The 20,729-nt window shown below is 63.7% G+C and carries 18 protein-coding genes; 6 read left to right on the forward strand and 12 right to left on the reverse strand.

Annotated features, from left to right (window positions below):
* Positions 1–39: 39 nt before the first annotated feature.
* The 3 genes from X739_RS156565 to X739_RS156555 all read left to right on the forward strand — a co-directional run bounded on the left by X739_RS156565 (position 40) and on the right by X739_RS156555 (position 3,397).
* Entirely contained in the window at positions 40–414 is a 375-nt protein-coding gene (locus X739_RS156565; RefSeq protein ID WP_023770418.1) for a YciI family protein, read from the forward strand.
* Positions 411–1,685 carry an RNA polymerase sigma factor gene (locus X739_RS156560; protein WP_023793977.1) on the forward strand — a complete coding sequence of 425 codons (1,275 nt, stop codon included), beginning with the start codon at positions 411–413 and terminating at the stop codon, positions 1,683–1,685. The genes X739_RS156565 and X739_RS156560 overlap by 4 nt, the downstream gene beginning before the upstream one ends.
* Positions 1,686–1,882: 197 nt before the next feature.
* Entirely contained in the window at positions 1,883–3,397 is a 1,515-nt protein-coding gene (locus X739_RS156555; RefSeq protein WP_023770416.1) for an aldehyde dehydrogenase family protein, read from the forward strand.
* 137 nt (positions 3,398–3,534) lie between these two features.
* Here the strand turns inward: X739_RS156555 and X739_RS156550 are convergent, their stop codons facing one another.
* From X739_RS156550 to X739_RS156495, 12 genes are all read right to left on the reverse strand, one after another.
* A complete protein-coding gene (locus X739_RS156550; RefSeq protein WP_023770415.1) occupies positions 3,535–4,464 on the reverse strand; it encodes a hypothetical protein in 930 nt (309 codons plus the stop codon).
* Between the two features lie 332 nt (positions 4,465–4,796).
* Positions 4,797–7,565 carry a nitrate reductase gene (locus X739_RS156545; protein WP_023793980.1) on the reverse strand — a complete coding sequence of 923 codons (2,769 nt, stop codon included), beginning with the start codon at positions 7,563–7,565 and terminating at the stop codon, positions 4,797–4,799.
* Between the two features lie 3 nt (positions 7,566–7,568).
* Positions 7,569–7,898: a nitrite reductase small subunit NirD gene (gene nirD / locus X739_RS156540; protein WP_023770413.1), complete on the reverse strand. Its 330-nt coding sequence runs from the start codon at positions 7,896–7,898 to the stop codon at positions 7,569–7,571.
* 58 nt (positions 7,899–7,956) lie between these two features.
* Positions 7,957–10,407: a nitrite reductase large subunit NirB gene (gene nirB, locus X739_RS156535; protein WP_023793983.1), complete on the reverse strand. Its 2,451-nt coding sequence runs from the start codon at positions 10,405–10,407 to the stop codon at positions 7,957–7,959.
* 4 nt (positions 10,408–10,411) lie between these two features.
* Positions 10,412–11,209: an ABC transporter ATP-binding protein gene (locus X739_RS156530; RefSeq protein ID WP_023770412.1), complete on the reverse strand. Its 798-nt coding sequence runs from the start codon at positions 11,207–11,209 to the stop codon at positions 10,412–10,414.
* Positions 11,210–11,219: 10 nt separating this feature from the next.
* Positions 11,220–12,110: a nitrate ABC transporter permease gene (gene ntrB, locus X739_RS156525; RefSeq protein ID WP_023770411.1), complete on the reverse strand. Its 891-nt coding sequence runs from the start codon at positions 12,108–12,110 to the stop codon at positions 11,220–11,222.
* Between the two features lie 86 nt (positions 12,111–12,196).
* Entirely contained in the window at positions 12,197–13,513 is a 1,317-nt protein-coding gene (locus X739_RS156520) for a CmpA/NrtA family ABC transporter substrate-binding protein (protein WP_023770410.1), read from the reverse strand.
* Positions 13,514–13,861: 348 nt separating this feature from the next.
* Positions 13,862–15,100, reverse strand: a complete 1,239-nt coding sequence (locus tag X739_RS156515) for a CmpA/NrtA family ABC transporter substrate-binding protein (RefSeq protein ID WP_031251982.1) — start codon at positions 15,098–15,100, stop codon at positions 13,862–13,864.
* A gap of 2 nt (positions 15,101–15,102) precedes the next feature.
* Positions 15,103–15,705: an ANTAR domain-containing response regulator gene (locus X739_RS156510; RefSeq protein WP_023770408.1), complete on the reverse strand. Its 603-nt coding sequence runs from the start codon at positions 15,703–15,705 to the stop codon at positions 15,103–15,105.
* A 120-nt stretch (positions 15,706–15,825) separates the two neighbouring features.
* Positions 15,826–16,143, reverse strand: a complete 318-nt coding sequence (locus X739_RS156505) for a hypothetical protein (protein ID WP_023770407.1) — start codon at positions 16,141–16,143, stop codon at positions 15,826–15,828.
* Positions 16,144–16,253: 110 nt separating this feature from the next.
* The gene (locus X739_RS156500) at positions 16,254–17,054 is read right to left on the reverse strand and encodes an endonuclease/exonuclease/phosphatase family protein (protein ID WP_023770406.1); all 801 of its coding nucleotides are present in this window, start codon (positions 17,052–17,054) and stop codon (positions 16,254–16,256) included.
* A 138-nt stretch (positions 17,055–17,192) separates the two neighbouring features.
* Positions 17,193–18,656, reverse strand: a complete 1,464-nt coding sequence (locus tag X739_RS156495) for a phosphatidylserine/phosphatidylglycerophosphate/cardiolipin synthase family protein (RefSeq protein ID WP_023793991.1) — start codon at positions 18,654–18,656, stop codon at positions 17,193–17,195.
* 661 nt (positions 18,657–19,317) lie between these two features.
* Here X739_RS156495 and X739_RS156490 point away from each other — a divergent pair.
* The 3 genes from X739_RS156490 (at position 19,318) to X739_RS156480 (ending at position 20,655) form a co-directional block, all read left to right on the forward strand.
* Entirely contained in the window at positions 19,318–19,512 is a 195-nt protein-coding gene (locus X739_RS156490; protein ID WP_023770403.1) for a hypothetical protein, read from the forward strand.
* A 37-nt stretch (positions 19,513–19,549) separates the two neighbouring features.
* Complete coding sequence (locus X739_RS1000000169200; RefSeq protein ID WP_156939831.1) at positions 19,550–19,858, forward strand: hypothetical protein; 309 nt, start codon at positions 19,550–19,552, stop codon at positions 19,856–19,858.
* 341 nt (positions 19,859–20,199) lie between these two features.
* Positions 20,200–20,655: an AraC family transcriptional regulator gene (locus X739_RS156480; RefSeq protein ID WP_245273803.1), complete on the forward strand. Its 456-nt coding sequence runs from the start codon at positions 20,200–20,202 to the stop codon at positions 20,653–20,655.
* The last annotated feature ends 74 nt before the right edge of the window (positions 20,656–20,729 follow it).

Below are 20,729 nucleotides of genomic sequence, written 5' to 3' on the forward strand. Positions count from 1 at the left end.
GCCCTACTGTTTCGTCCTTTGCTACAGAAAGGACCGCCCATGCTCTATGCCATCCTCTGCTACGCCTGCGAAGATGTCGTCTGTTCCTGGAGCAAGGAACAGGACGACAAGGTCATGGCCGACCTGCTCGGCGTTCAGGAGAAGTATGCCAACGCCGGCCGGCTTGGGCCCGTGGCGCGGCTTTTGCCGACAACGGCGGCAACGACGCTGCGGAAAGTGAAAGGTGAATCGCTGGTCATCGACGGGCCGTTCGCCGAGACCAAGGAACAGTTCCTCGGTTTCTACACGCTGGATTGCGCCGACCTCGACGAGGCCGTCGAATTCGCCCGCGAGCTCTCCGAGGTCAACCCAAGCGGCGGTTCCTACGAAATCCGCCCGGTATCGGTGTTCAATCCGACCAGGGTTCCGGCATGACCGAACTCACCTGGATAAGCTCCGCGATCAGCGCTGCCCGCCCACAGGCGATGGGCGCGCTGCTGCGCTATTTCCGCGATCTCGACACGGCGGAGGAAGCTTTCCAGGATGCCTGCCTCAAGGCGCTGAAGAACTGGCCGCAGAACGGGCCGCCTCGCGATCCGGCGGCCTGGTTGATATTCGTCGGCCGCAACAGCGGCATCGACGCGGTGCGCAAGCGTGCCAAGCAGGCGCCGATGCCGGAAGAGGACCAGGTTTCCGATCTGGAGGACGCCGAAAGCGACATCGCCGAGCGGCTGGACGGAGCGCATTATCGCGACGACATATTGCGGCTGCTGTTCATCTGCTGTCACCCTGATTTGCCCGCGACGCAGCAGATCGCGGTGGCGCTGCGCGTCGTCTCCGGCCTCACCGTCAAGCAGATCGCGCGCGCCTTCCTGGTCGGCGAGAGCGCGATGGAGCAGCGCATCACGCGCGCCAAGGCGCGCATCGCGGACGCCGGCGTCCCGTTCGAGACGCCGGGCGCGATCGAGCGCTCCGAGCGGCTCGCGGCGGTCGCGTCCATGGTCTACCTTATCTTCAACGAGGGCTATTCGACCAACAGCGGCGAGGCGCCGGCTCGCGCGCCATTGTGCGAGGAAGCGATCCGGCTTGCCCGGCTGCTGCTGCGGCTGTTCCAGACCGAGCCGGAGATCATGGGGCTGACGGCGCTGCTTCTGCTGCAGCACGCACGCGCACCGGCACGTTTTGACAGTGACGGCGAGATCGTGCTGCTCGAGGACCAGGATCGAAGCCTGTGGAGCCGCAAGATGATCGACGAAGGGCTGGCGCTCGTCGACAAGGCGCTGCGCCATCGCAAACCAGGTCCCTATCAAGTCCAGGCGGCGATCGCCGCGCTCCACGCGCGGGCCGAGAAAGCCGAGGACACCGACTGGGTGGAGATCGACCTGCTCTACGGCCTGCTCGAGCAGATGCAGCCGTCGCCGGTCATCACGCTCAACCGTGCGGTCGCGGTCGCCAAGGTGCGCGGACCGGAAGCGGCCCTGGCGATGATCGAGCCGCTCGAGCAGAGGCTTTCGGGCTATTTCCATTTCTTCGGCCTCAAGGGCGGGCTGTTGATGCAACTCGACCGGGGCGAGGAGGCACGCATTGCCTTCGACCGCGCCATCGCGCTCGCCAACACGGCGGCGGAAGCAGCCCATATCCGTATGCATATCGACCGTCTGATCAAGGACGGCGCCGTACGCACGCCGGCGAAAAAGGCAAACTGAGCCCCTACGCCCGTTCTGCTCAAGCGTCGCCTGGCTCAATCGTGCAGCCCGGGCTTGGACCATGGCGGGGTGGCGATTTCCCCCTGAAACAGGTAATGGCACGCCATGACAGCCCCTTCCAGCCGTGACGGCGCCGGAAGGCATGGCAAGGCGTTGAGCCGCGCCCTACGAGCGGCGGGATTCTGAAAGGGACAGAAATGACGATAGCGAAGGAAACGGCCGAGCTTCTGGCGAAACTGGGCGTGGCCAAGGAGGCGCTTGACGGCGGCGACCTGGTCGTGCGCAGCCCGGTGACGGGTGAGCGGATCGCGACGCTGAAGACGATCTCGCCGGCCGACGCGGCAAAGACCATCGATGCAGCCCACAAGGCGTTCCAGTCCTGGCGACTGGTGCCGGGTCCCAAGCGCGGCGAACTGGTGCGGCTGCTGGGCGAAGAACTGCGCACGCACAAGACCGAGCTTGGCCGGCTGGTGTCGATCGAGGTCGGCAAGATCCCGTCCGAAGGGCTCGGCGAAGTTCAGGAGATGATCGACATCTGCGATTTCGCCGTTGGTCTGTCCCGGCAATTGTACGGCCTGACCATCGCCACCGAGCGCCCGGGCCACCGCATGATGGAAACCTGGCATCCGCTTGGCGTCGTCGGTGTCATCTCCGCATTCAACTTCCCGGTCGCGGTGTGGTCGTGGAACGCAGCACTTGCGCTGGTTTGCGGCGATGCAGTGGTATGGAAGCCGTCGGAGAAGACGCCGCTGACCGCGCTTGCCTGCGAGGCGATCTTCAAGCGTGCGGTCAAGCGCTTCGGTACCGACGCACCGCAAGGCCTGGCACCGGTTCTGATCGGCGACCGTGCGGTCGGCGAAATCCTGGTCGACCATCCCAGGGTGCCGCTGGTTTCGGCCACCGGTTCGACGCGCATGGGCCGGGATGTCGGTCCGCGCCTGGCCAAGCGTTTCGCCCGCGCCGTGTTGGAACTGGGCGGCAACAATGCCGGCATCGTCTGCCCGACGGCCGATCTCGACATGGCGCTGCGCGCCATCGCTTTCGGCGCCATGGGCACCGCGGGCCAGCGCTGCACGACGCTGCGCCGCCTGTTCGTCCATGACAGCGTCTATGATGCCTTGGTGCCGCGGCTGAAGAAGGCTTATCAGAGTGTCTCGGTCGGCAATCCGCTGGAGACCTCGTCACTGGTCGGTCCGCTGATCGACAAGGCCGCCTTCGATGCCATGCAGAAGGCGCTGACGGAAGCGGCCGCGCATGGGGGCAAGGTGACTGGCGGCAGCCGAGTCGAGAACGGTCATCCCGATGCCTATTATGTGCACCCGGCACTAGTCGAAATGCCGAAGCAGGTTGCACCGGTGACGGAAGAGACCTTCGCGCCGATCCTCTATGTGATGAAGTATTCCGATTTCGACGCTGTGCTCGACGAGCACAATGCGGTCGGCGCCGGCCTGTCGTCGTCGATCTTCACCCGCGACCTGCAGGAATCCGAGCGCTTCCTCGGTGTCGACGGTTCGGATTGCGGCATTGCCAACGTCAATATCGGTACTTCCGGCGCCGAGATCGGGGGCGCTTTCGGTGGGGAAAAGGAAACCGGTGGCGGCCGCGAGAGCGGCTCCGATGCGTGGAAAGCCTATATGCGGCGCGCCACCAACACCGTGAATTATTCCAAGGCGCTGCCGCTTGCACAGGGCGTCTCGTTCGACATCGATTGAGAACGCCGGCCCGGTTCGGGTGTCTTTGCGCACCCGAACATCTTTCACATGGTGCCGAGATGCGCCGAAGAGGCGCAACCAGTCTGACCAGCGCCGCGCCCGCGCGATTCGACGCTTTAAATAAGCCTGTATCACCTTCACAAGTTGGGAGGTGGCGGGACTCGGCGGTCGGTGGAAAAACACGCTGCGAAGGCGCTGTCGACGACGGCCAGCTTGGCGGCCTGGACGATCATGTATTCGTCATAGAATCCGTGCGACACCCACATCACCGAATTGCCGCGCTGACCAAGCCAGCCAATGCTGCCGAGTTCCTCCGCCGTGCGCAGTTTACGGCCGAGATGGGTCCGCGACAGCTTGAGCCATTTGGCGAAGTCGCCGATCGAAACCACGCCGGTCGGAATTCGCTCCAGCCCGGCATGGTCAGGGTTGATGCCTGACATCAGCCAGTCCATGACGATGCCGCCATTGTTGAGCCAGATGAACAGGGAAAAGGTCTGGTTGGGTTCACGCACCGGCTTTGAGGCAAGCAAGCCGTCAGCCACCAGGGGCTGCAGCGTGGCAAGCATGTCGGGCCGCTCAAGAAACCTGGCCAGCCGGTTGCCGCCATCGATATGGTCGAGCGTGCGCAGATGGGCTGTAACCCAGCCGGTGAATCGCTCAATCGTCGCCGCCGTCGGTTGCAGGGGATGCGTGCGGCCGTCCCCACCAGCCACATACTCGGCGATGTTGTAGTGCAGCATCTCCTTGATGAAGGCGTCCGCCGTGTTGCGGCTGGCCACCGCGTTCTTGTGCACGACCTCGATGAAACGCGATACCGTCAGGTCCTTGCGGCGGTCGTTGGGGTCGCGCCTGAAGTGCATGGCAAGGCCGACATGGCCCAACAGCCAGCGTTGCTGCGTGGCAAAGATGGAAGCCAGTCGCGGGCTTTCCTCATAGATGCGGATCAGGGACTGCGACTGTTCCTGAACGTAGCGGTGCAAGGCTGGATGGCCGGCTATGTCTTGCAGATTCAGCACTGATCTCCCGATGCCTTGGATCAACTCGCATGGCGAGATTGCGTTCCCCATTTTCCAGTCTTCAACATCTATGTCCAGACGGATCAACTACGAAGAACAGGGCCAGCAGAGACACAGATCCACGGCAACGGTTATGCGTCTCGTTTGCTATGGCTTGAGAAGCCCTTCCCGAATTGTTAGCCGAACGGCGAGATCCAGCCGCAGCGTGGCGCAACGGTCGTCAAGGGCGTCTCCAGTTCTGGTCCATGGCGCCATCTTTCACTCGCATGAACCAATATGAGGGAACCCCGGCCAGGTCGAATTAGCTGTTGGACAGGTTGGAGCCCTTGCGGGTTTCGCCGATTTCGTAGGCCGTGCCACTTTGCCAGGTGGGACGGACGCCTTCACTCAGCCGCCTGCACCCGACCGGTTTTTATGATCGCGCGTATTTCCGACCGGCAGGAACCGCAATTGGTGCCTGCCTTCAGCTCGGCGCCGATGGCTTCGACGCTGGCGCAGCCGGCCGCCACTGCGGCCACGATCTGGTTGGCCCCGACGCTGAAGCACGAGCAAACGGTCGCGCCGGCATCGGGTCTATCGGCACCGGCGCGGCCAGCGACGATTCTGAAGCGTTCGCGCTGGCTGGCGTGAACCTCGCCGAGCTGCTCGGCGGCCCAGCCGCGCGACACCGCGACTGGACCGGGGGCGACGAACAAGGCGCCCGCCAGCTGCTCGCCTTGGAAAGCGGCGATGCGGTGCTGGCCGGCGTCGCGGTCGTGGTAGGCGAGCATTTCGGCATCCGCGGCATCGAAGAGCGAGCCGGCGAAGGCTGGCCAGTCGGCATCGTCATTGGCAAAGGCCAACTCGACCCGCCAGCCGCCCCGGCACCTGGCGATCGCCCAGTAGTCGGCGGCCATCGTCACGGGCCTTTTGCGTGTCACGGCAAAGCCAAAGGCCCCAGCGGTGAATTTCTCGATGCGGGCAGCGACATGCTTTAGCGCCGGCTGCCCCGACACGGCATCGGTAAGCGATGCCGTCAACGTGTCGAGGCGGCCCCTGGCGGCGAACTGGTCGGTCCAGTGCATCGGCGCGAACAGGCTGCCCGGGCGCTGGCGCGTGGTCACCAGCACGCGGACCAGCACCTCGCCGCGTGGAGTCCAAACGCGCGCGATGTCGGCGTCGCCAATGCCGTAACGCTGTGCATCCTCGGGATGGATTTCGACGAAGGGCTCGGCGATGTGCTGGGACAGGCGCGGGCTTTTGCCGGTACGCGTCATGGTGTGCCAGTGGTCGCGGATACGGCCGGTGTTGAGGACGAGCGGGAAGGCGGCGGTGATGCGGGTTTCGACGGTTGGGCGCAGAGCGATGAAGCGGGCCTTGCGGTCGGGCGTGTAGAAGTTGCCGTCGGCGAAGAAGCGGGTGGTGATTGGGGCGTGCCCAGATTGAGTATTCTTCCGCGGTTGAGGGTCAGCTTGAACGTCATTCTCTGACTGACGTCGAGCGTGACCACCCCTCTCGGCAGGCCGGAGGGGGGTGCCCGGGCTCGGCGCTGGCCAATGGAACGGAGCCAATCCTTCGTAATCCTCAACATCGATCGCAGCATAAGCGCCAATGTCGAAATCCCGCTCGCCGTCGTTCTCGAACCCCGACAGCGCGGCGTGCTCGGCAAAGATCCCCGCCGCGCTCTCACGCGCAAACGCCTCGCCAAAGCCCATCCGCCTTGCCACTTCCGCAATGATCCACCAGTCGGGCCGCGCCTCGCCGGGGGCCGGCAAGAACGCGCGCTGGCGCGAGATGCGGCGCTCGGAATTGGTGACCGTGCCGTCCTTCTCGCCCCAGGCAGTGGCCGGCAGCCGGACATGGGCGTGGCGGATTGTGTCGGTCTTGGCAAGAACGTCCGACACCACGACGAAGGGGCAGGCCTTGATCGCCGCCTCGACTGCACCTGCATCCGGCATGGAATCGACCGGGTTGGTGGCCATGATCCACATCGCCTTGATGCGCCCATCGGCCACCGCCTTGAACATCTCGACCGCCTTGAGGCCGGGCTTTCCGGCAATCGCCGGTGCCTTCCAGAAGCGCTGCACGCGTTCACGGTGCCCGGGGTTTTCGATCTCCATGTGGGCGGCGAGCATGTTGGCCATGCCGCCGACCTCGCGGCCGCCCATGGCGTTGGGCTGGCCGGTGACCGAGAACGGGCCGGCGCCCGGTTTTCCTATGCGACCGGTGGCGAGATGGCAGTTGATGATGGCATTGACCTTGTCGGTACCCTGGGACGACTGGTTGACGCCCTGGCTGTAGACGGTGACGGTCTTTTCGGTCCTGGCGAACAGGCTGTAGAAACGGCTAAGTTCGTCTTCGCTGAGGCCCGTGGCGGCAGCGACGCCGGCAAGATCGAGCGTCGAAGCGGCGAACAGGGCTTGTCCGAATCCGGCCGTATGCGCCGTGATATAGGCACGATCGAGCGCATTGTACTGGCCGAGCCAGGCGAGCAGGCCGGTGAACAGGGCGACGTCGCCATCCGGCGCGATCGCCAGATGCATGTCTGCGATGTCAGATGTCATGGTGCGGCGCGGATCAACGAGCACGATCTTCATCTCGGGTCGCTTTTCCCGGGCAGCCGCGATGCGCTGATAGAGCACGGGATGGCACCAGGCGAGATTGGACCCGACCAGCACGATCAGGTCGGCTAGTTCCAGATCCTCGTAGGTTCCCGGCACGGTGTCCGAACCAAACGCGCGGCGATGGCCGGCAACCGACGAAGCCATGCAGAGCCGCGAATTGGTGTCGATGTTGGCCGAGCCGATGAATCCCTTCATCAGCTTGTTGGCGAGATAGTAATCCTCGGTCAGCAACTGGCCGGAGACGTAGAAGGCGACCGCGTCGGGGCCATGTTCGGCGATGGTGTGCTGGAAGGTCGAGGCGACGAGGTCGAGCGCCTCGTTCCAGCCGGCGGGCCGGTCGTGGATTTGTGGATGGAGCAGCCGGCCGTCCAGGTCGATGGTCTCGGCCAGTGCGGAGCCCTTGGAACAGAGCCGGCCGAAATTCGCGGGATGATCGGGATCCCCACGGACAGATACCTGCCCGTCCGCGGCGATCTTCGCCAGCACGCCGCAGCCGACCCCACAATAGGGGCAAGTGGTCCTCACCTCGCGCGCTGCGTCAATCTCCATGGGTCAGGCCGCGCGGCTGGCCAGCGCTTCCAGCGCGATGAACAGGCGCTCGCCCTCCCGCTTCACGGGAATCGTGCGCACGGCGCCTTCGTCGGCGCCAAGCGCCTTGCCCGTCTCAAGCGAGATGACCCAATTGTGCAAGGGGCATGTCACGGCCGCGCCATGAACGATGCCCTGGCTCAGCGGTCCGCCTCTGTGCGGGCAGTGGTCCTCAATGGCGAAGATATCGTCGTCCGCTGTGCGGAAGACGGCGATCTTGCCTTGCGGAGTGACCACACAGCGCGCGCCGCGCCGGGGAATATCGGAGACGGTGCCGATAGATATCCAGTTCATAGCGCTGCCTTTGCTTGATAGGAACGCGCCCAGGGGGTGCCTCGCACCGACATCTCCATCACTCCGCCGCCTGCGCAAACCCGACCGAGGCCATCGGCCGAAACTCGTGCTTGTCCTTGCCGGACACGCGCTCGGACCATGGATCGACCTGGGCGAACTTCTGCGAAAAGATGAAGCGGTCGTAATAGGCCTTGCGCTTCTCACCATCGTCCATGATCTGACGCTTTATTTCGGCGATGCCGATGCGCTTGGCCCATTTGTAGATGCGTTCGAGATAGCGGCCCTGCTCGCGGTACATCTGCGTCAGCGCTACGATATGCTCCAACGCCTCGTCCTCGGTCCTGACCAGGCCGAGCACTTCCGTGCCCTTGATGTCGAGACCGGCGGCACCGGCGAAGTGGATCTCGTAGCCGCTATCGACGCAGATGACGCCGACATCCTTGCAGGTTGCCTCGGCGCAATTCCTCGGGCAGCCCGACACCGCCATCTTGACCTTGGCAGGCGTCCACGAGCCCCACATGAACTTCTCGATGCGGATGCCGAGGCCCGTCGAATCCTGCGTGCCGAAGCGGCACCAGTCCGAACCGACGCAGGTTTTCACCGTGCGCAGCCCCTTGGCATAGGCATGGCCGGAAACGAAGCCGGCCTGGCCGAGGTCGGCCCACACCGCCGGCAGGTCCTCCTTGCGGATGCCCAGCATGTCGATACGCTGACCGCCGGTGACCTTGACCATCGGAATCTCGAATTTGTCGACGACGTCGGCGATGGCTCGCAGTTCGGCCGCATTGGTGACGCCGCCCCACATGCGCGGCACCACCGAATAGGTGCCGTCCTTCTGGATGTTGGCGTGAACGCGCTCGTTGATGAAGCGCGACTGGTAATCGTCGGCATACTCGTCCGGCCAATCGCAGACGAGGTAGTAGTTAAGTGCCGGCCGGCATTTGGCGCAGCCGCAGGAAGTCTTCCACTCCAGCTCCTGCATGACCGCCGGAATGGTCTTCAGCCCCTTGGCCTTGATCAGCCTGCGCACGTCGTCATGGCCGAAAATGGTGCAGGAGCACATGGGCTGCACGGCGGCCGGGTTGTAGGTGTCGCCGAGGGTCAGCACCATCAGCTTTTCGACCAGCCCGGTGCAGGAGCCGCAAGACGCCGACGCCTTGGTGTGGGCGCGCACGTCGTCCAGCGAAGTCAGGCCCTTGGCCGTGATCGCGCCGGTGATCTTCCCCTTGCAGACGCCGTTGCAGCCGCAGATTTCCGCATCATCCGGCAAGGCTGCAACGGCCGCCATAGGGTCCAGCGGGGCACCCCCCTGGTAGGACTGGCCGAAGATCAACGTATCGCGCATCCGCGATATGTCGGTCTGTTTCTTCTTCAGGTCGTTGAACCAGGCGCCGTCCGATGTCTCGCCATAGAGCACGGTGCCGATGATGCGGTCATCCCTGAGCACCAGCCGCTTGTAGACGCCGGCCGAGGCGTCGCGCAGCACGATCTCCTGGCGGTCGTCGCCATCGGCGAAGTCGCCGAGCGAGAAGAGGTCGATGCCGGTGACTTTCAGCTTGGTCGGCGTGTCCATGTGGACGAAGGCGGCGGTCTCGTCGCCGGCAAGCTGATGAGCGGCGACACGCGCCATCTCATAGAGCGGTGCCACCAGCCCGTAGACCATGCCGCCCACCTCGGCGCATTCGCCGAGTGCGTAGATATCCGGGTCGTTGCTGCGCATGCCGGCATCGACGACGATGCCTCTGTTGACGGCAACGCCTGCATCCTTGGCAAGAGCGGCGTTCGGCCTGATGCCCACCGCCATGACGACCAGCGTCGCCGGGATGATTGTGCCGTCGGCGAGTTCCACCTGCTCGACCTTGCCATTGCCGGCGATTGCCTGCGTGTTGGCCTTGGTGATGACCTTGATGCCGCGTTGCTCCACCGCGCGCTGCAGGAGGTAGCCGGCGGCCGGATCGAGCTGGCGCTCCATCAGCGTCGGCATGACGTGCAGCACGGTGACATCCATGCCTTGCGCGTTAAGGCCGGCCGCCGCCTCCAATCCGAGCAGGCCGCCGCCGATGACGACGGCCTTGGCGCGCGACTGAGCGGCGAGTATCATCGCCTGAACGTCGTCCAGATCGCGATAGGTCAGCACGCCCGGCAGATTGTGGCCGGGCACCGGGATGATGAACGGCACCGAGCCGGTGGCGATGACAAGCTTGTCGTAAGGCTCGGTGACGCCGTGGTCGGAGGTGACGGTCTTCGCCTGCCGGTCGATGGCAATGATCTTGTGGCCCTTGTAGAGGGTGATGTCATTGGCGATGTACCAGCCGTCGCCGTGGATGATGATCTCCTCATAGGCCTTCTCGCCGGAGAGCACTGGCGACAGCATGATGCGGTCGTAATTGACCCTGGGCTCGGCGTTGAAGATGGTGACGGCGTAGCGGCCCGGCGCCTGTTCCAGCAGATGCTCCAGCATGCGCCCGGGCGCCATGCCATTGCCGATGATGACGAGTTTTTCGGTCATGGGGTTACTCCGCGGCTTCGACGAAGCGGTGGCGTTCGTAGAGGAACTTCAGCACCGCCTCGCGGCAACGCAGGAAGGTCCGGTCGGAGGCAAGTTCGATGCGTCGGCGCGGCCGCGCCAGAGGCACCGGCAGCACCTCGCCGATGGTCGCCGCCGGGCCGTTGGTCATCATGACGATGCGGTCGGACAGCAGCACCGCCTCGTCGACGTCATGGGTGATCATGATCGTCGTCGAACCCAGCCTGGAATGGATGTCCATCACCGCATCCTGCAGATGGGCGCGGGTCAAGGCGTCGAGCGCGCCGAACGGCTCATCGAGCAGCAGGATCTTGGGTTCCATGGCGAGCGCGCGAGCAATACCGACGCGCTGTTTCATGCCGCCGGAGATTTCCGCCGGCCGCTTGTCGCTCGCATGCGCCATCTGCACGAGGTCGAGATTGCGCATGATCCAGTCATGCCGCTCGGCCTTGCTCTTCGAGCGGCCGAAGACTTTCGACACCGCCAGATTGATGTTCTCGTAGACGGTCAGCCATGGCAGCAGCGAGTGGTTCTGGAACACCACGGCGCGCTCGGGGCCGGGGCTGTCGACCTCCTTGTCCTCCAGCAACACCGCGCCGGCGGAAACCTTGGTCAGGCCGGCGATCAGGTTGAGCAAGGTCGACTTGCCGCAACCGGAATGGCCGATGATGGAGACGAATTCGCCCTTGTCGATGGTCAGTCGGATGTCCCTCAGCACATCGCTGACCTGGCTGCCACGAGCGAAGTATTTGTCGATATGGTCGAGCTTGAGATAGGCGGTCATGGCGCTCTCCTCACTTTGCCGTCGTGCCGCGGGTGACAAAGGCGCCGACAGCCGCGACCAGGCGGTCGAGGCAGAAACCGGTGACGCCGATATAGGCGAGCGCGACGATGATGTCGGGCAGCCGTGACGAATTCCACGCGTCCCAGATGAAGAAGCCGATGCCGACGCCGCCGGTCAGCATCTCGGCCGCGACGATGGCGAGCCAGGACAGGCCGATGCCGATGCGCAGGCCGGTGAAGATGTAAGGCGCAGCGGCTGGAACCATGATCTTGATGAAGAATTCGAGCTGGTTCAGCCGCAGGATGCGGGCGACATTGCGATAGTCCTGCGGGATGTTGCGCACACCGACGGCGGTGTTGATGATGACCGGCCAGATCGAAGTGATGAAGATCACGAACAGAGCCGACGGGTTGGAGTCGCGGAAGGCGGCGAGCGACAGCGGCAGCCAGGCGAGCGGCGGCACGGTTCGCAGGATCTGGAAGACTGGATCGAGGCCGCGCATCGCCCAGATCGACTGGCCGACCAGCGCGCCGAGCGCCACACCGACGACCGCCGCCATGCCGAAGCCGATGGCGACGCGCTGCAGCGAGATCAGCACGCGCCAGGCAAGACCGATATCCTGCGGGCCGTTGTCGAAGAATGGATGCGCGATCAGGTCATAGGCCTCGTTCCACACCTGGCTCGGCGGCGGCAGGCTTGCCGTCGGCGACGAGCAGGCGACCTGCCAGACGACAAGCAGAAGGGCGATGACGATGGCGGGCGGGACGAGAGCGCTGGCCACCTTGGTGGCGACCCCCACCGGATCGATACGGCGCCGCGCTTTGGCGGTGAAGGCGACCACCTCGGCTGGCTTGGCCGGGAATGCTTTCACCTTGGTGTCCTCGACGGCTTGGATGGACATGTCCTTGGGATACTCCGTGGCGTGCTGGTGCGGTACTGAGCGACGAACGGCGCTGGCGCCGTTTGCGTTGGGTACAAACGGCCTGACTAAGCCGATGCCTTGATGGTCAGGCTGTCGAGATAGGCCGAGGGGTTGGCCGGATCGAAAGTCTTGCCATCGAAGAAGGTCTCGACGCCGCGCGAGGACGAGGCTGGGATGTCGCTCGCGGCGACACCGAGCTCCTTGGCCGCCTCGCGCCAGATATCCTCGCGGTTGACCCGGTCGACCAACGCCTTGATGTCGGTAGTCGGCGCGAACTTGCCCCAGCGGATGTTTTCGGCGAGGAACCAGCTGTCGTGGCTCTTGAACGGGTAGGAGACGCCGCCCTTCCAGAATTTCATGTAGAGGTCGGTGGCGGTGGCGACCCGGCCATTGCCGTAGTTGATGTCACCCTTGAGACGGCCGATGATGTCGGCGACGGGCACATTCATCCATTGACGCTTGCCGATGATGGTGGCCATCTCGTCCTTGTTTTCCTTGGTGTCGCACCATTGCTGTGCCGCCATCACCGCCATGACGATCGCCTTGGTGGCATTGGGGTATTTTTCGATGAAGGCGGCGCGCAGGCCGAGCGCCTTTTCCGGATGGCCCTTCCAGAGTTCGCCGGTCGTGGCGGCGGTGAAGCCGACGCCCTGATGGACAAGCTGTTCGTTCCACGGCTCGCCGACGCAGAACACGTCCATATTGCCCACCTTCATGTTGGCCACCATCTGCGGCGGCGGCACGACGATGGTCGAGACGTCCTTGTCCGGGTTGATGCCGCCGGCCGCCAGCCAGTAGCGCAGCCACAGATCATGGGTGCCGCCCGGGAAGGTCATGGCGGCCTTGACCTCCTTGCCTTCGGCCTTCTTGGCGGCAAAGGCGTCCTTCAGCTTGGCGGCATCGAGGCCGACGCCGGTGGCGGCATATTCCTGGGCGACCGAAATGCCCTGGCAGTCGTAGTTGAGACGGGCGACGATCGCCATCGGCAGCGGCTGGTTGTTCTGCGTCACCTTGCCGGTGTGCATGAGGTAAGGCATCGGAGTCAGGATGTGGGCGCCGTCGATGCCGTTGGCTTCGCCGCCGAGCATCAGATTGTCCCGCGTCGCGCCCCACGAGGCCTGTTTGAGGACCTCGACATCAGGCATGCCGAATTTCGCGAACAGGCCTTTCTCCTTGGCGATGATCAGGGGCGCGGCATCGGTCAGCGCAATGAAGCCGAGCTTGGCGCCGGTTACTTCGGGGCCCTTCCCTTCGGCATGAGCGCCAGCGGGAAACAATGTCTTCGCGGCGAGGAACAGTCCCGCCGTCAGCGCGCTGCTGGCCAGAAAATCGCGGCGGGTGAAATCCTTGAGGGACGTGCCAGTTCCGATCCGTTTCGTCATCGTCGTCTCCGGTTGGGCGCCTTGGAAGCGCCGTCGATTGCGTGTTCGGCCAAAAACAAAAAAGCCGCCGTCCAGGCCTTCGCGCATCCCTGGATTGCGCAGTGACCTGAGCGGCAGCTTTGCCTGTAGCGCCCGCCATTGGACGCCTGTTCAGTTGCCCGTGAAGGGCTTGTTTATTTCAAAGCAGGAACCGTGCCAGTTTACCTCTGGAAGAAAATTCCAAATGGATTCAAGATGATCGGAGCATTATGCGGCGACCCCATCCGTCGCGATTGAGGTCAAACATTGGTCAGCTCACCTTCCGGGCGCATAATTTTTGTGCAATGCACAAGCATGGCGCTGAAATGATCAGGCTTCCCCGAGAGCTGATTTTTGCCCCTCGATATAGGCGTCGATCTCGTCTGGATCGAAGATCTGGCCATCGAAGAAGCCGTCCGGTCCGAGCATGAGGCCGGCTCCTGTCGCGCCTACCGCGGTCGCGGCCTTGAGTGCGCCCTCGACCTTGGCATTGGCGCCGGGCAGCGCCACCCCGAGTGGCTTCAGTGCCGAGCGGTAGAGATCCGGCCGGTAGCAGTCGCGTGCAATGGCGAGATTGTCGGGCGTGTGCGCGACGTGGCCCCAGCGGACCATCTGCGTGTAGAACCATAGCGAATGGCTTTTCCAGGGAAAGTTGGCGGCCTTATCGAACGGCACGAAGAAATCGTCGATGTCCAGCTCCGCCCCGCCGCCCAGCCGAAGATGGCCGGTCAGGATCGGCATCTGCACGGCCGGTGGCAGCCCAAGGAAGCCACGCTGCGCCATCATCGCGGCCAATTCGTCGCGGTTCGCCGGATCCTGGCACCAGCGCGCCGAGTGATGCAATGCGCGCAAGAGGGCCGCCAGCGCCTCGGGGACCTGCTCGGCCCAAGCCTTGCGCACGCCAATCACCTTCTCCGGACTATTGCGCCATATCTGCGCCTTGACGGTGACGATATGGCCGGTGCCGGCCGCCACCGCGGCGCTGTTCCAGGGCTCGCCGACGCAATAGCCGTCGATGCGGCCGGCGGCCAGCGCGTCGGCCATGAACGGCGGCGGCACGATGACGATGTCGATCTCGCGCGATGGATCGACGCCGCAGGCAGCAAGCCAGTAGCGGAGTTCGTAATTGTGCCCGGAATGCGGATGCACGACGGCAAAACGCAGTGGGTCGCGGCCGGCATCGGCCCGCTCGCGGATGAAGGCGCCAAGTGCCGCGCCGGCACGGGCCGGATCGAGATCGGGTACGGCACCGTGCGCCGCCATACCGGTCCAGACGGCGTTGGAGACGGTCACGCAGTTGCCGCCGAGCCCCAGCGAAAAGGGCACGATGGTCTCGGAGGCGAGGGGGGTGAGGCCCAGATTACAGGCGAGCGGCATCGGTCCGAGCATGTGAGCGAGGTCGAAATGGCCGATGGCGATGCGGTCGCGGATGTTGGCCCAGGAGGTCTCGCGGTGCAGGGTGAGATCGATGCCTTCGCGCGCGGCAAAGCCCAGTTCGCCGGCCGCGACCAGCACGGCGCTATCGAAAAGCGGCATGAAGCCGGCGGTGATCTGGTGCTCGGCGCCCATGCTCATTCGTCCTCCGCCGGTCCGAGAAGCCCGGCGGCAGTCACCAGGCTTTGGGCAATGTCGCCGATCTTGCGGTTCTGGTTCATCGCGGTCTTGCGCAGCAGCGTGTAGGCGGCCTCTTCGGTCAGGCCGCGCGACTTCATCAAGATGCCCTTGGCGCGGTCGATCACCTTGCGGCTCTCGAGTTCGCTGCGCGCCTCTTCCAGTTCACGTGCCATTCGCGAGAAAGCGTTGAAGCGGCTCACCGCCATGTCGAGGATCGGCTTGACGCGCTCCTGCCTCAACCCGTCGACGACATAGGCCGAAACGCCGGCATCGACCGCGGCCTCGATCGAGGCCTGGTCCGAGCGGTCGACGAACATGGCGATCGGGCGCTTTACGGCCCGCGACAGCTGGAACATGTTTTCCAGCATGTCGCGGTTGGGATTTCCAAGGTCGATGACGATGACGTCGGGTTCGATCTCGGCAATGCGGCGCGCAATGCCCGAGACGTCATGGATGACGGTGACCCGCTCATGGCCGGCCTCGCGCAATCCGGCTTCGATTATCGAAGCGCGGATGCGGTTTTCGTCGATCACCAGGACGGCGAGGGAAGTTCGGACCATGCCCGCATTATGAGCAAGGCCGCAAATTTGTGCAATGCAGCATAGCCACCGACCTTAGAAGGTCGGGGGCTATGCCAGAATGCCTAGCGGCGAAAAGTATAGCCTGGCAGGAGACGCCGATCAGCCGCAGACGCGAACGTCTTCCACCACCCTGTGGTGGTGGCGCCAATGCACGACCGTCTCGATGTGGCAGCGGTGATAGCGGTGATAGCGGTGGTGACGCCGGTATTCACCGTCATACTGAACGCTCTGGTCGCCATCATACTCGTTGTCATAGCGGCGCTCGTGATGACGGCGCACGACAATTCCCGAATCGTCGTCCGAGGAATATTGGTTGCCGTCGTCGGACTGGATAGTCACACTGGCGGCCTGCGTGGGCGCAATCGCCGCGGCGGTCGCGGCAAACGCCAGCACCGAAGCCAAAATCAACTTTTTCATTCCATCCTCCTGGTTGTTCAACACACATAAACTCGCGGAAGAACCGGGTGTTCCGCTCACATCCACACGCTTTGCGACGCTGGCGACATCAAGCCGTTATCGGTCACATACTACAAGTGGACGAAGGCGGTCAGCGGCAGATGGTCGGAGGCCACGCGCGACAGCGGTGTGTCATGCGCTTCGACGGTCGCGATCATGCCGTGCCGGTTGGCCATGATCCGGTCGAGCGCCAGCAGCGGCAAATTGGAGGGAAAGGTAGGGACCGCAGGTGGCTGCGGGCCGAAGCTCGCGTGCAGCGTATTCAGCGCGGAGCGGTTGCCGAGCCGCCATTCGTTCAGGTCGCCGAGCAGGAGCGTCGGCTTCTCGTCGGGACTGTTCATGATATCCAGCACGACCTGGGCCTGCTGCGAGCGGGAGCGGCGCAGCAGGCCCAGATGGGCCGCGATGATGCGCAAGGACTGATTTCCGTCGAGATCGATTTCCGCGACCACCGCGCCGCGCGGTTCGAGACCCGGGAGCCTGATCTGATGCACGTCGCGAACGACGCCCCTTTTGAACAGCAGGACATTGCCGTGCCAGCCATGGCCTTTGCCCGTTGCGGAAATGGGCACCGGCACGAGGCCGGTTTCGAGTTCGAGACGGTGCAGGTCGAGAAGCCCGTCACGGTCGCCGAAACGATTGTCGGCCTCCTGCAGGGCGATGACGTCGGGGGCGATCTCGCGGATGACGCGGCTGGTACGGTCGGGATCGAACTTGCGGTCGACGCCGATGCATTTGTGGACGTTGTAGGAGGCGACTAGCGTCCCGGTGACGCCGTCCTTCTTCGCCGAGAAGGCGTTGGCCCTGCGCATCCGCCGGTCGCGAATGGACAGGAGCATGTTGGCCGGCAGGCTGCGCCCGTTCATTCGCATCGCGCGCCGATCGTCCTTGCTGTTCTCACCATGCACCTAGAAATAGAGTCTTTCGGCCGATGTTCCATGGTTGGCGACACGCTATCCGGTAAACACGTCGTTTTCTTAAAGACAGATTTTTTCCCAGAAATGGTTTTCCTAGAGATAGGGCGATCCCAGCCAGAGCATGCGATCGAAAAGCCGGATGATGAAGGGACGCGCCCGCAAGGAGGCCAGCGTGACTGGGACCGCCGTTTCGATCGCCGATCCGATCCGGGTCTCGATCTCGGTGGCAAAACCCGCGTCAAGGACCTCAAGATCGATCTCGAAGTTGAGCCGCAGCGACCGGGCGTCGAGGTTGGAGGACCCCACAAAGGCCCACACGCCGTCGATCGCAAGCAGCTTGGAATGGTCGAAGGGCCCTTCCGTGCGCCATATCCGGCAATAATTCTTCAGGATCTGGTCGAATTGCGCGGTCATGGCGCGGTCGACAAGGAAGAGGTTGTTCACCGCCGGCACCACGACATCGATCTCGACGCCGCGCCTGGCCGCGGTCATCAAGGCACTGATCAGTTCCCGGTCCGGCAGGAAATAGGGCGACATCAGCCGTATCGACTTGCGCGCGACCGAGAAGGCGCCGATCAGCAGTTTGTGGTTGGTTTCGTTGCTTGCATCCGGTCCGGACGCGACCGCGCGCACCAGCATCGGCTGGCCGGCGGGTGGCGAAACCGGTGTGATCCGCCAGGTATCGCCCTTCAGCGCCTCTTTGGTGGCAAAGCGCCAGTCTTCAGCGGCTACCGAGAAGAGATCGGCGACAACGGGGCCGGTGACCTGGAAATGCGTATCCCTGGCGCTTTTCGACCCGGCGAACTCCGCCGAAAAACCCTTGCGGATGTTCATGCCGCCGGTAAAGGCAACGGTGCCGTCGACCACCAGGATCTTGCGGTGGGTCCGCAGGTTGGCATAGGGCAAGCGCAGGCCCATGACGATGTTGCCGTTGAAGACGTCCGCCGTGATGTTGGCGCGGCGCAGGTGGCCCAGGATGCTGGGGACGGAGTAGCGGGCGCCAACGGCGTCGATCAGCACACGGACTGTGACGCCGCGCTGGACAGCGCCGGCCAGCGCTTCGACGAAAAGCAGGCCGACGGCGTCGTTGTCGAAAATATAGGTCTCGAGCAGAACGCTGCGCTCGGCCCCATCGATCGCCGCGCACATCGCCGGATAGGCCTCGCCGCCGCTTTCCAGCACCTCGATTGCATTTCCCGGGTTGAGCGTCCGCCGCGCCACCCTGTCGCCCAGCGTCCTAAGGCCGGTGAACCGCTGTCCATAGCGCTCGATGATCAACGCCTCTTCAAGGGCGACGTCGCGCTCATGCTTGGCCGACACCAGCCCATCGGCGAGCGGGCGCTGGGCGCTGATCGTGGCGCGGCGGATGCGATTGATGCCGGCCACGGCATAGATCAGCACGCCGACGATCGGCGACAGCACCATGATGCCGACCCAGCCGGTGGCGGCGCGGACGTCCTCCTTGGTCATGACAGCATGGGCAATGCCGATGGTCGCCATCACCACCGAGATGATCGCCAGTATTTGGGGCCAGTGAATCGCCAGGGTCTCGAACATTGCCGGGACTATCCAGCGAGCGCCCTCGGAAGGCAATGCAGCCGGCCAAATCCACGTCTCTGCAAGCGCGAGAACGGCCGGCGCACGGCTATTTGAGATGTTCTCGGAGCCCGCCGCCCGATAGATGGAGAAATGAAAGGCGTAGTTGGCGCGAGGGTGGGATTTGACGTCTCCCGCCGCGTTGGCCTGTTCGAGTGGCCGCCAGGTGCCGGCCAAGCTGCGCGATGCCGCGCTTTCCGGGCGACGGCGTCCTGCGCGGCAGCCTGTTCGCGATCACCGGTCTTGACATCAAGGGCATCGCCGAACCGCGGTTTGGCGGTTGATCGAAAAGCATCGGCGACGGCACCGGACCGTAACCAACCGTCACGAGGCGGCGCAGGGCAGGCCGCCGCTGATCGCGAGAGCCGCCAAGCGTGGCTCTTCCGCTGGTGGGAACGTTCGTTTCAGGATTGAGCCGTTGGCTCGATCAATCCGCGATAAATCCCACCTGAGAGAGCCCAGCCCGACCGCGCGGGAAAGCAGAGAGCCGGTGCGATCCGGCGTCGTCCCGTGCTGCTTTGGTCCTCGAGGGCTTCCTGTACTTTGGTGCCGCATCCATTGTATATCAGAGGGAATGAAATTAGCGATGTAACACTTCGATTGCTGGCGAGGGGGGCGCCGAATGATGACGTTCAACTTCGAGGGTCCACCAGTGGGCGACGGCGATGCGCCGGCCGATTGCCAGGACCAGTTGCTGCCTCTCGTCAATGAGATTGTCCAGGCTGCGGTGGCGGCCGGCTGGAACCGGGACGATGTTCTTCTGGCTTTCGTGGAACTCGCCTGGGATCTGTACGAGAACCCGCGCGGTGATCTGTAGCCATGGCTGCCATCACCGGCTCCGAGCGGCGGCTCCCATGCTCGACTTCGCCGGCAAGCTATGGATCATCGCAGGCTGCGCCAGGCACTTGCCATCACTGGTTGACGAGAATACAGAATCGCGCTCGACCGGGCGTGTCAGCACCCGATTGGCGAACTCCTGGATGGCGAAAACCTTGCGCCGAGCGAAAATGAAACGCTCGTCAACTCCCATTCATCGCCATTCTTTCTTTCTTGTCTCGAATAAAGGTTTTTCTTTGCGCGTGGAACTTCTTCCCAAGCGAAGGTGGCTGCGTTACGCTGTCTCCGGGCCGGGAAAGAGGATGAGGCGTCGTCGAGACGGCTGAGGCAGTGCGAATGAAAAATGCGGACGAGGCACGGGAAAGCGGCGTTTTCCGAGGCATCGATCGAGAGCGGACAACTCGATACGTCCTAAACATCATTCCTGAAAGTGCAGGTCCGCTCAGGGCCACAGCGCAAGAAAACGTGATTTGTTCCGTTCGCGGGCTCGGCTCCCAGACATTCCTTGCCAAGGAATACTCGGTAGGAATCGTGCTTGCGCCCATGCAGCCTGCGCATCGTTCGCCGTCCGGACGGACCGATCACAGGAACGGGCCCAACGAAGACGCAGGCCCGCATCGGGCAATCACGAATTGTTTTTGGGGGGAACGGGCAGGGAGGCCTCGGGTTGAACTTTGTCTGGGACTTATCAGGAGGCCGAAGAATGCCGGGCGATGATGGTTTCCCCGGGTCGGTTACCCGAATCAATGCGGCACGGCAGCCGGCGCTCACTGCAAAAGGCGGGCTTTCTCCCCGGGCCGCACGCAAGGTGCAGGATTTCCTGCACGAGAACTTCACCCGCAAGCTTGCGCTTGCCGAGATGGCTTCGGTGTGCGGGCTTTCGCCCTCTCATTTTGTGCGGGCGTTTGCCAGGACCTTCGGTGTGCCGCCGCATCAATACATTCTCGACCTGCGGCTGGACCTCGCCGAAAGGCTGCTTGCCGACAGCCGTATGACGATCGCCGACATCGCTCACTCCAGCGGATTTTCAAGCCAGAGCCATTTTACCACCGTGATGAAGAAATACCGGCAGGTGACCCCATTGCAGGCGCGGGTGCGGAAGCTTAACGCCAACAATAGATGAGGCGTCGCTCACATCTCTTCTTGATTACTTTGTTTTAAAGCATCAGCTAAAGTAACTAGCCGTTAACCTCCCCC

It is taken from the genome of Mesorhizobium sp. LNHC209A00, assembly GCF_000502915.1.
Taxonomy (GTDB): domain Bacteria; phylum Pseudomonadota; class Alphaproteobacteria; order Rhizobiales; family Rhizobiaceae; genus Mesorhizobium.

Bases quoted from the DNA above. Each gene is read 5' to 3' on its own strand.
- ntrB (WP_023770411.1), bottom strand. From the start codon at position 12,110: ATGTCCATCCAAGCCGTCGAGGACACCAAGGTGAAAGCATTCCCGGCC.
- X739_RS156520 (WP_023770410.1), bottom strand. From the start codon at position 13,513: ATGACGAAACGGATCGGAACTGGCACGTCCCTCAAGGATTTCACCCGC.
- X739_RS156500 (WP_023770406.1), bottom strand. From the start codon at position 17,054: ATGCGAATGAACGGGCGCAGCCTGCCGGCCAACATGCTCCTGTCCATT.
- X739_RS156555 (WP_023770416.1), top strand. From the start codon at position 1,883: ATGACGATAGCGAAGGAAACGGCCGAGCTTCTGGCGAAACTGGGCGTG.
- X739_RS156550 (WP_023770415.1), bottom strand. From the start codon at position 4,464: ATGGGGAACGCAATCTCGCCATGCGAGTTGATCCAAGGCATCGGGAGA.
- X739_RS156505 (WP_023770407.1), bottom strand. From the start codon at position 16,143: ATGAAAAAGTTGATTTTGGCTTCGGTGCTGGCGTTTGCCGCGACCGCC.
- X739_RS156510 (WP_023770408.1), bottom strand. From the start codon at position 15,705: ATGGTCCGAACTTCCCTCGCCGTCCTGGTGATCGACGAAAACCGCATC.
- nirB (WP_023793983.1), bottom strand. From the start codon at position 10,407: ATGACCGAAAAACTCGTCATCATCGGCAATGGCATGGCGCCCGGGCGC.
- X739_RS156490 (WP_023770403.1), top strand. From the start codon at position 19,318: ATGATGACGTTCAACTTCGAGGGTCCACCAGTGGGCGACGGCGATGCG.
- X739_RS156530 (WP_023770412.1), bottom strand. From the start codon at position 11,209: ATGACCGCCTATCTCAAGCTCGACCATATCGACAAATACTTCGCTCGT.
- X739_RS1000000169200 (WP_156939831.1), top strand. From the start codon at position 19,550: ATGCTCGACTTCGCCGGCAAGCTATGGATCATCGCAGGCTGCGCCAGG.
- X739_RS156560 (WP_023793977.1), top strand. From the start codon at position 411: ATGACCGAACTCACCTGGATAAGCTCCGCGATCAGCGCTGCCCGCCCA.
- X739_RS156565 (WP_023770418.1), top strand. From the start codon at position 40: ATGCTCTATGCCATCCTCTGCTACGCCTGCGAAGATGTCGTCTGTTCC.
- X739_RS156545 (WP_023793980.1), bottom strand. From the start codon at position 7,565: ATGGAGATTGACGCAGCGCGCGAGGTGAGGACCACTTGCCCCTATTGT.
- X739_RS156495 (WP_023793991.1), bottom strand. From the start codon at position 18,656: ATGTTCGAGACCCTGGCGATTCACTGGCCCCAAATACTGGCGATCATC.
- X739_RS156515 (WP_031251982.1), bottom strand. From the start codon at position 15,100: ATGGGCGCCGAGCACCAGATCACCGCCGGCTTCATGCCGCTTTTCGAT.
- nirD (WP_023770413.1), bottom strand. From the start codon at position 7,898: ATGAACTGGATATCTATCGGCACCGTCTCCGATATTCCCCGGCGCGGC.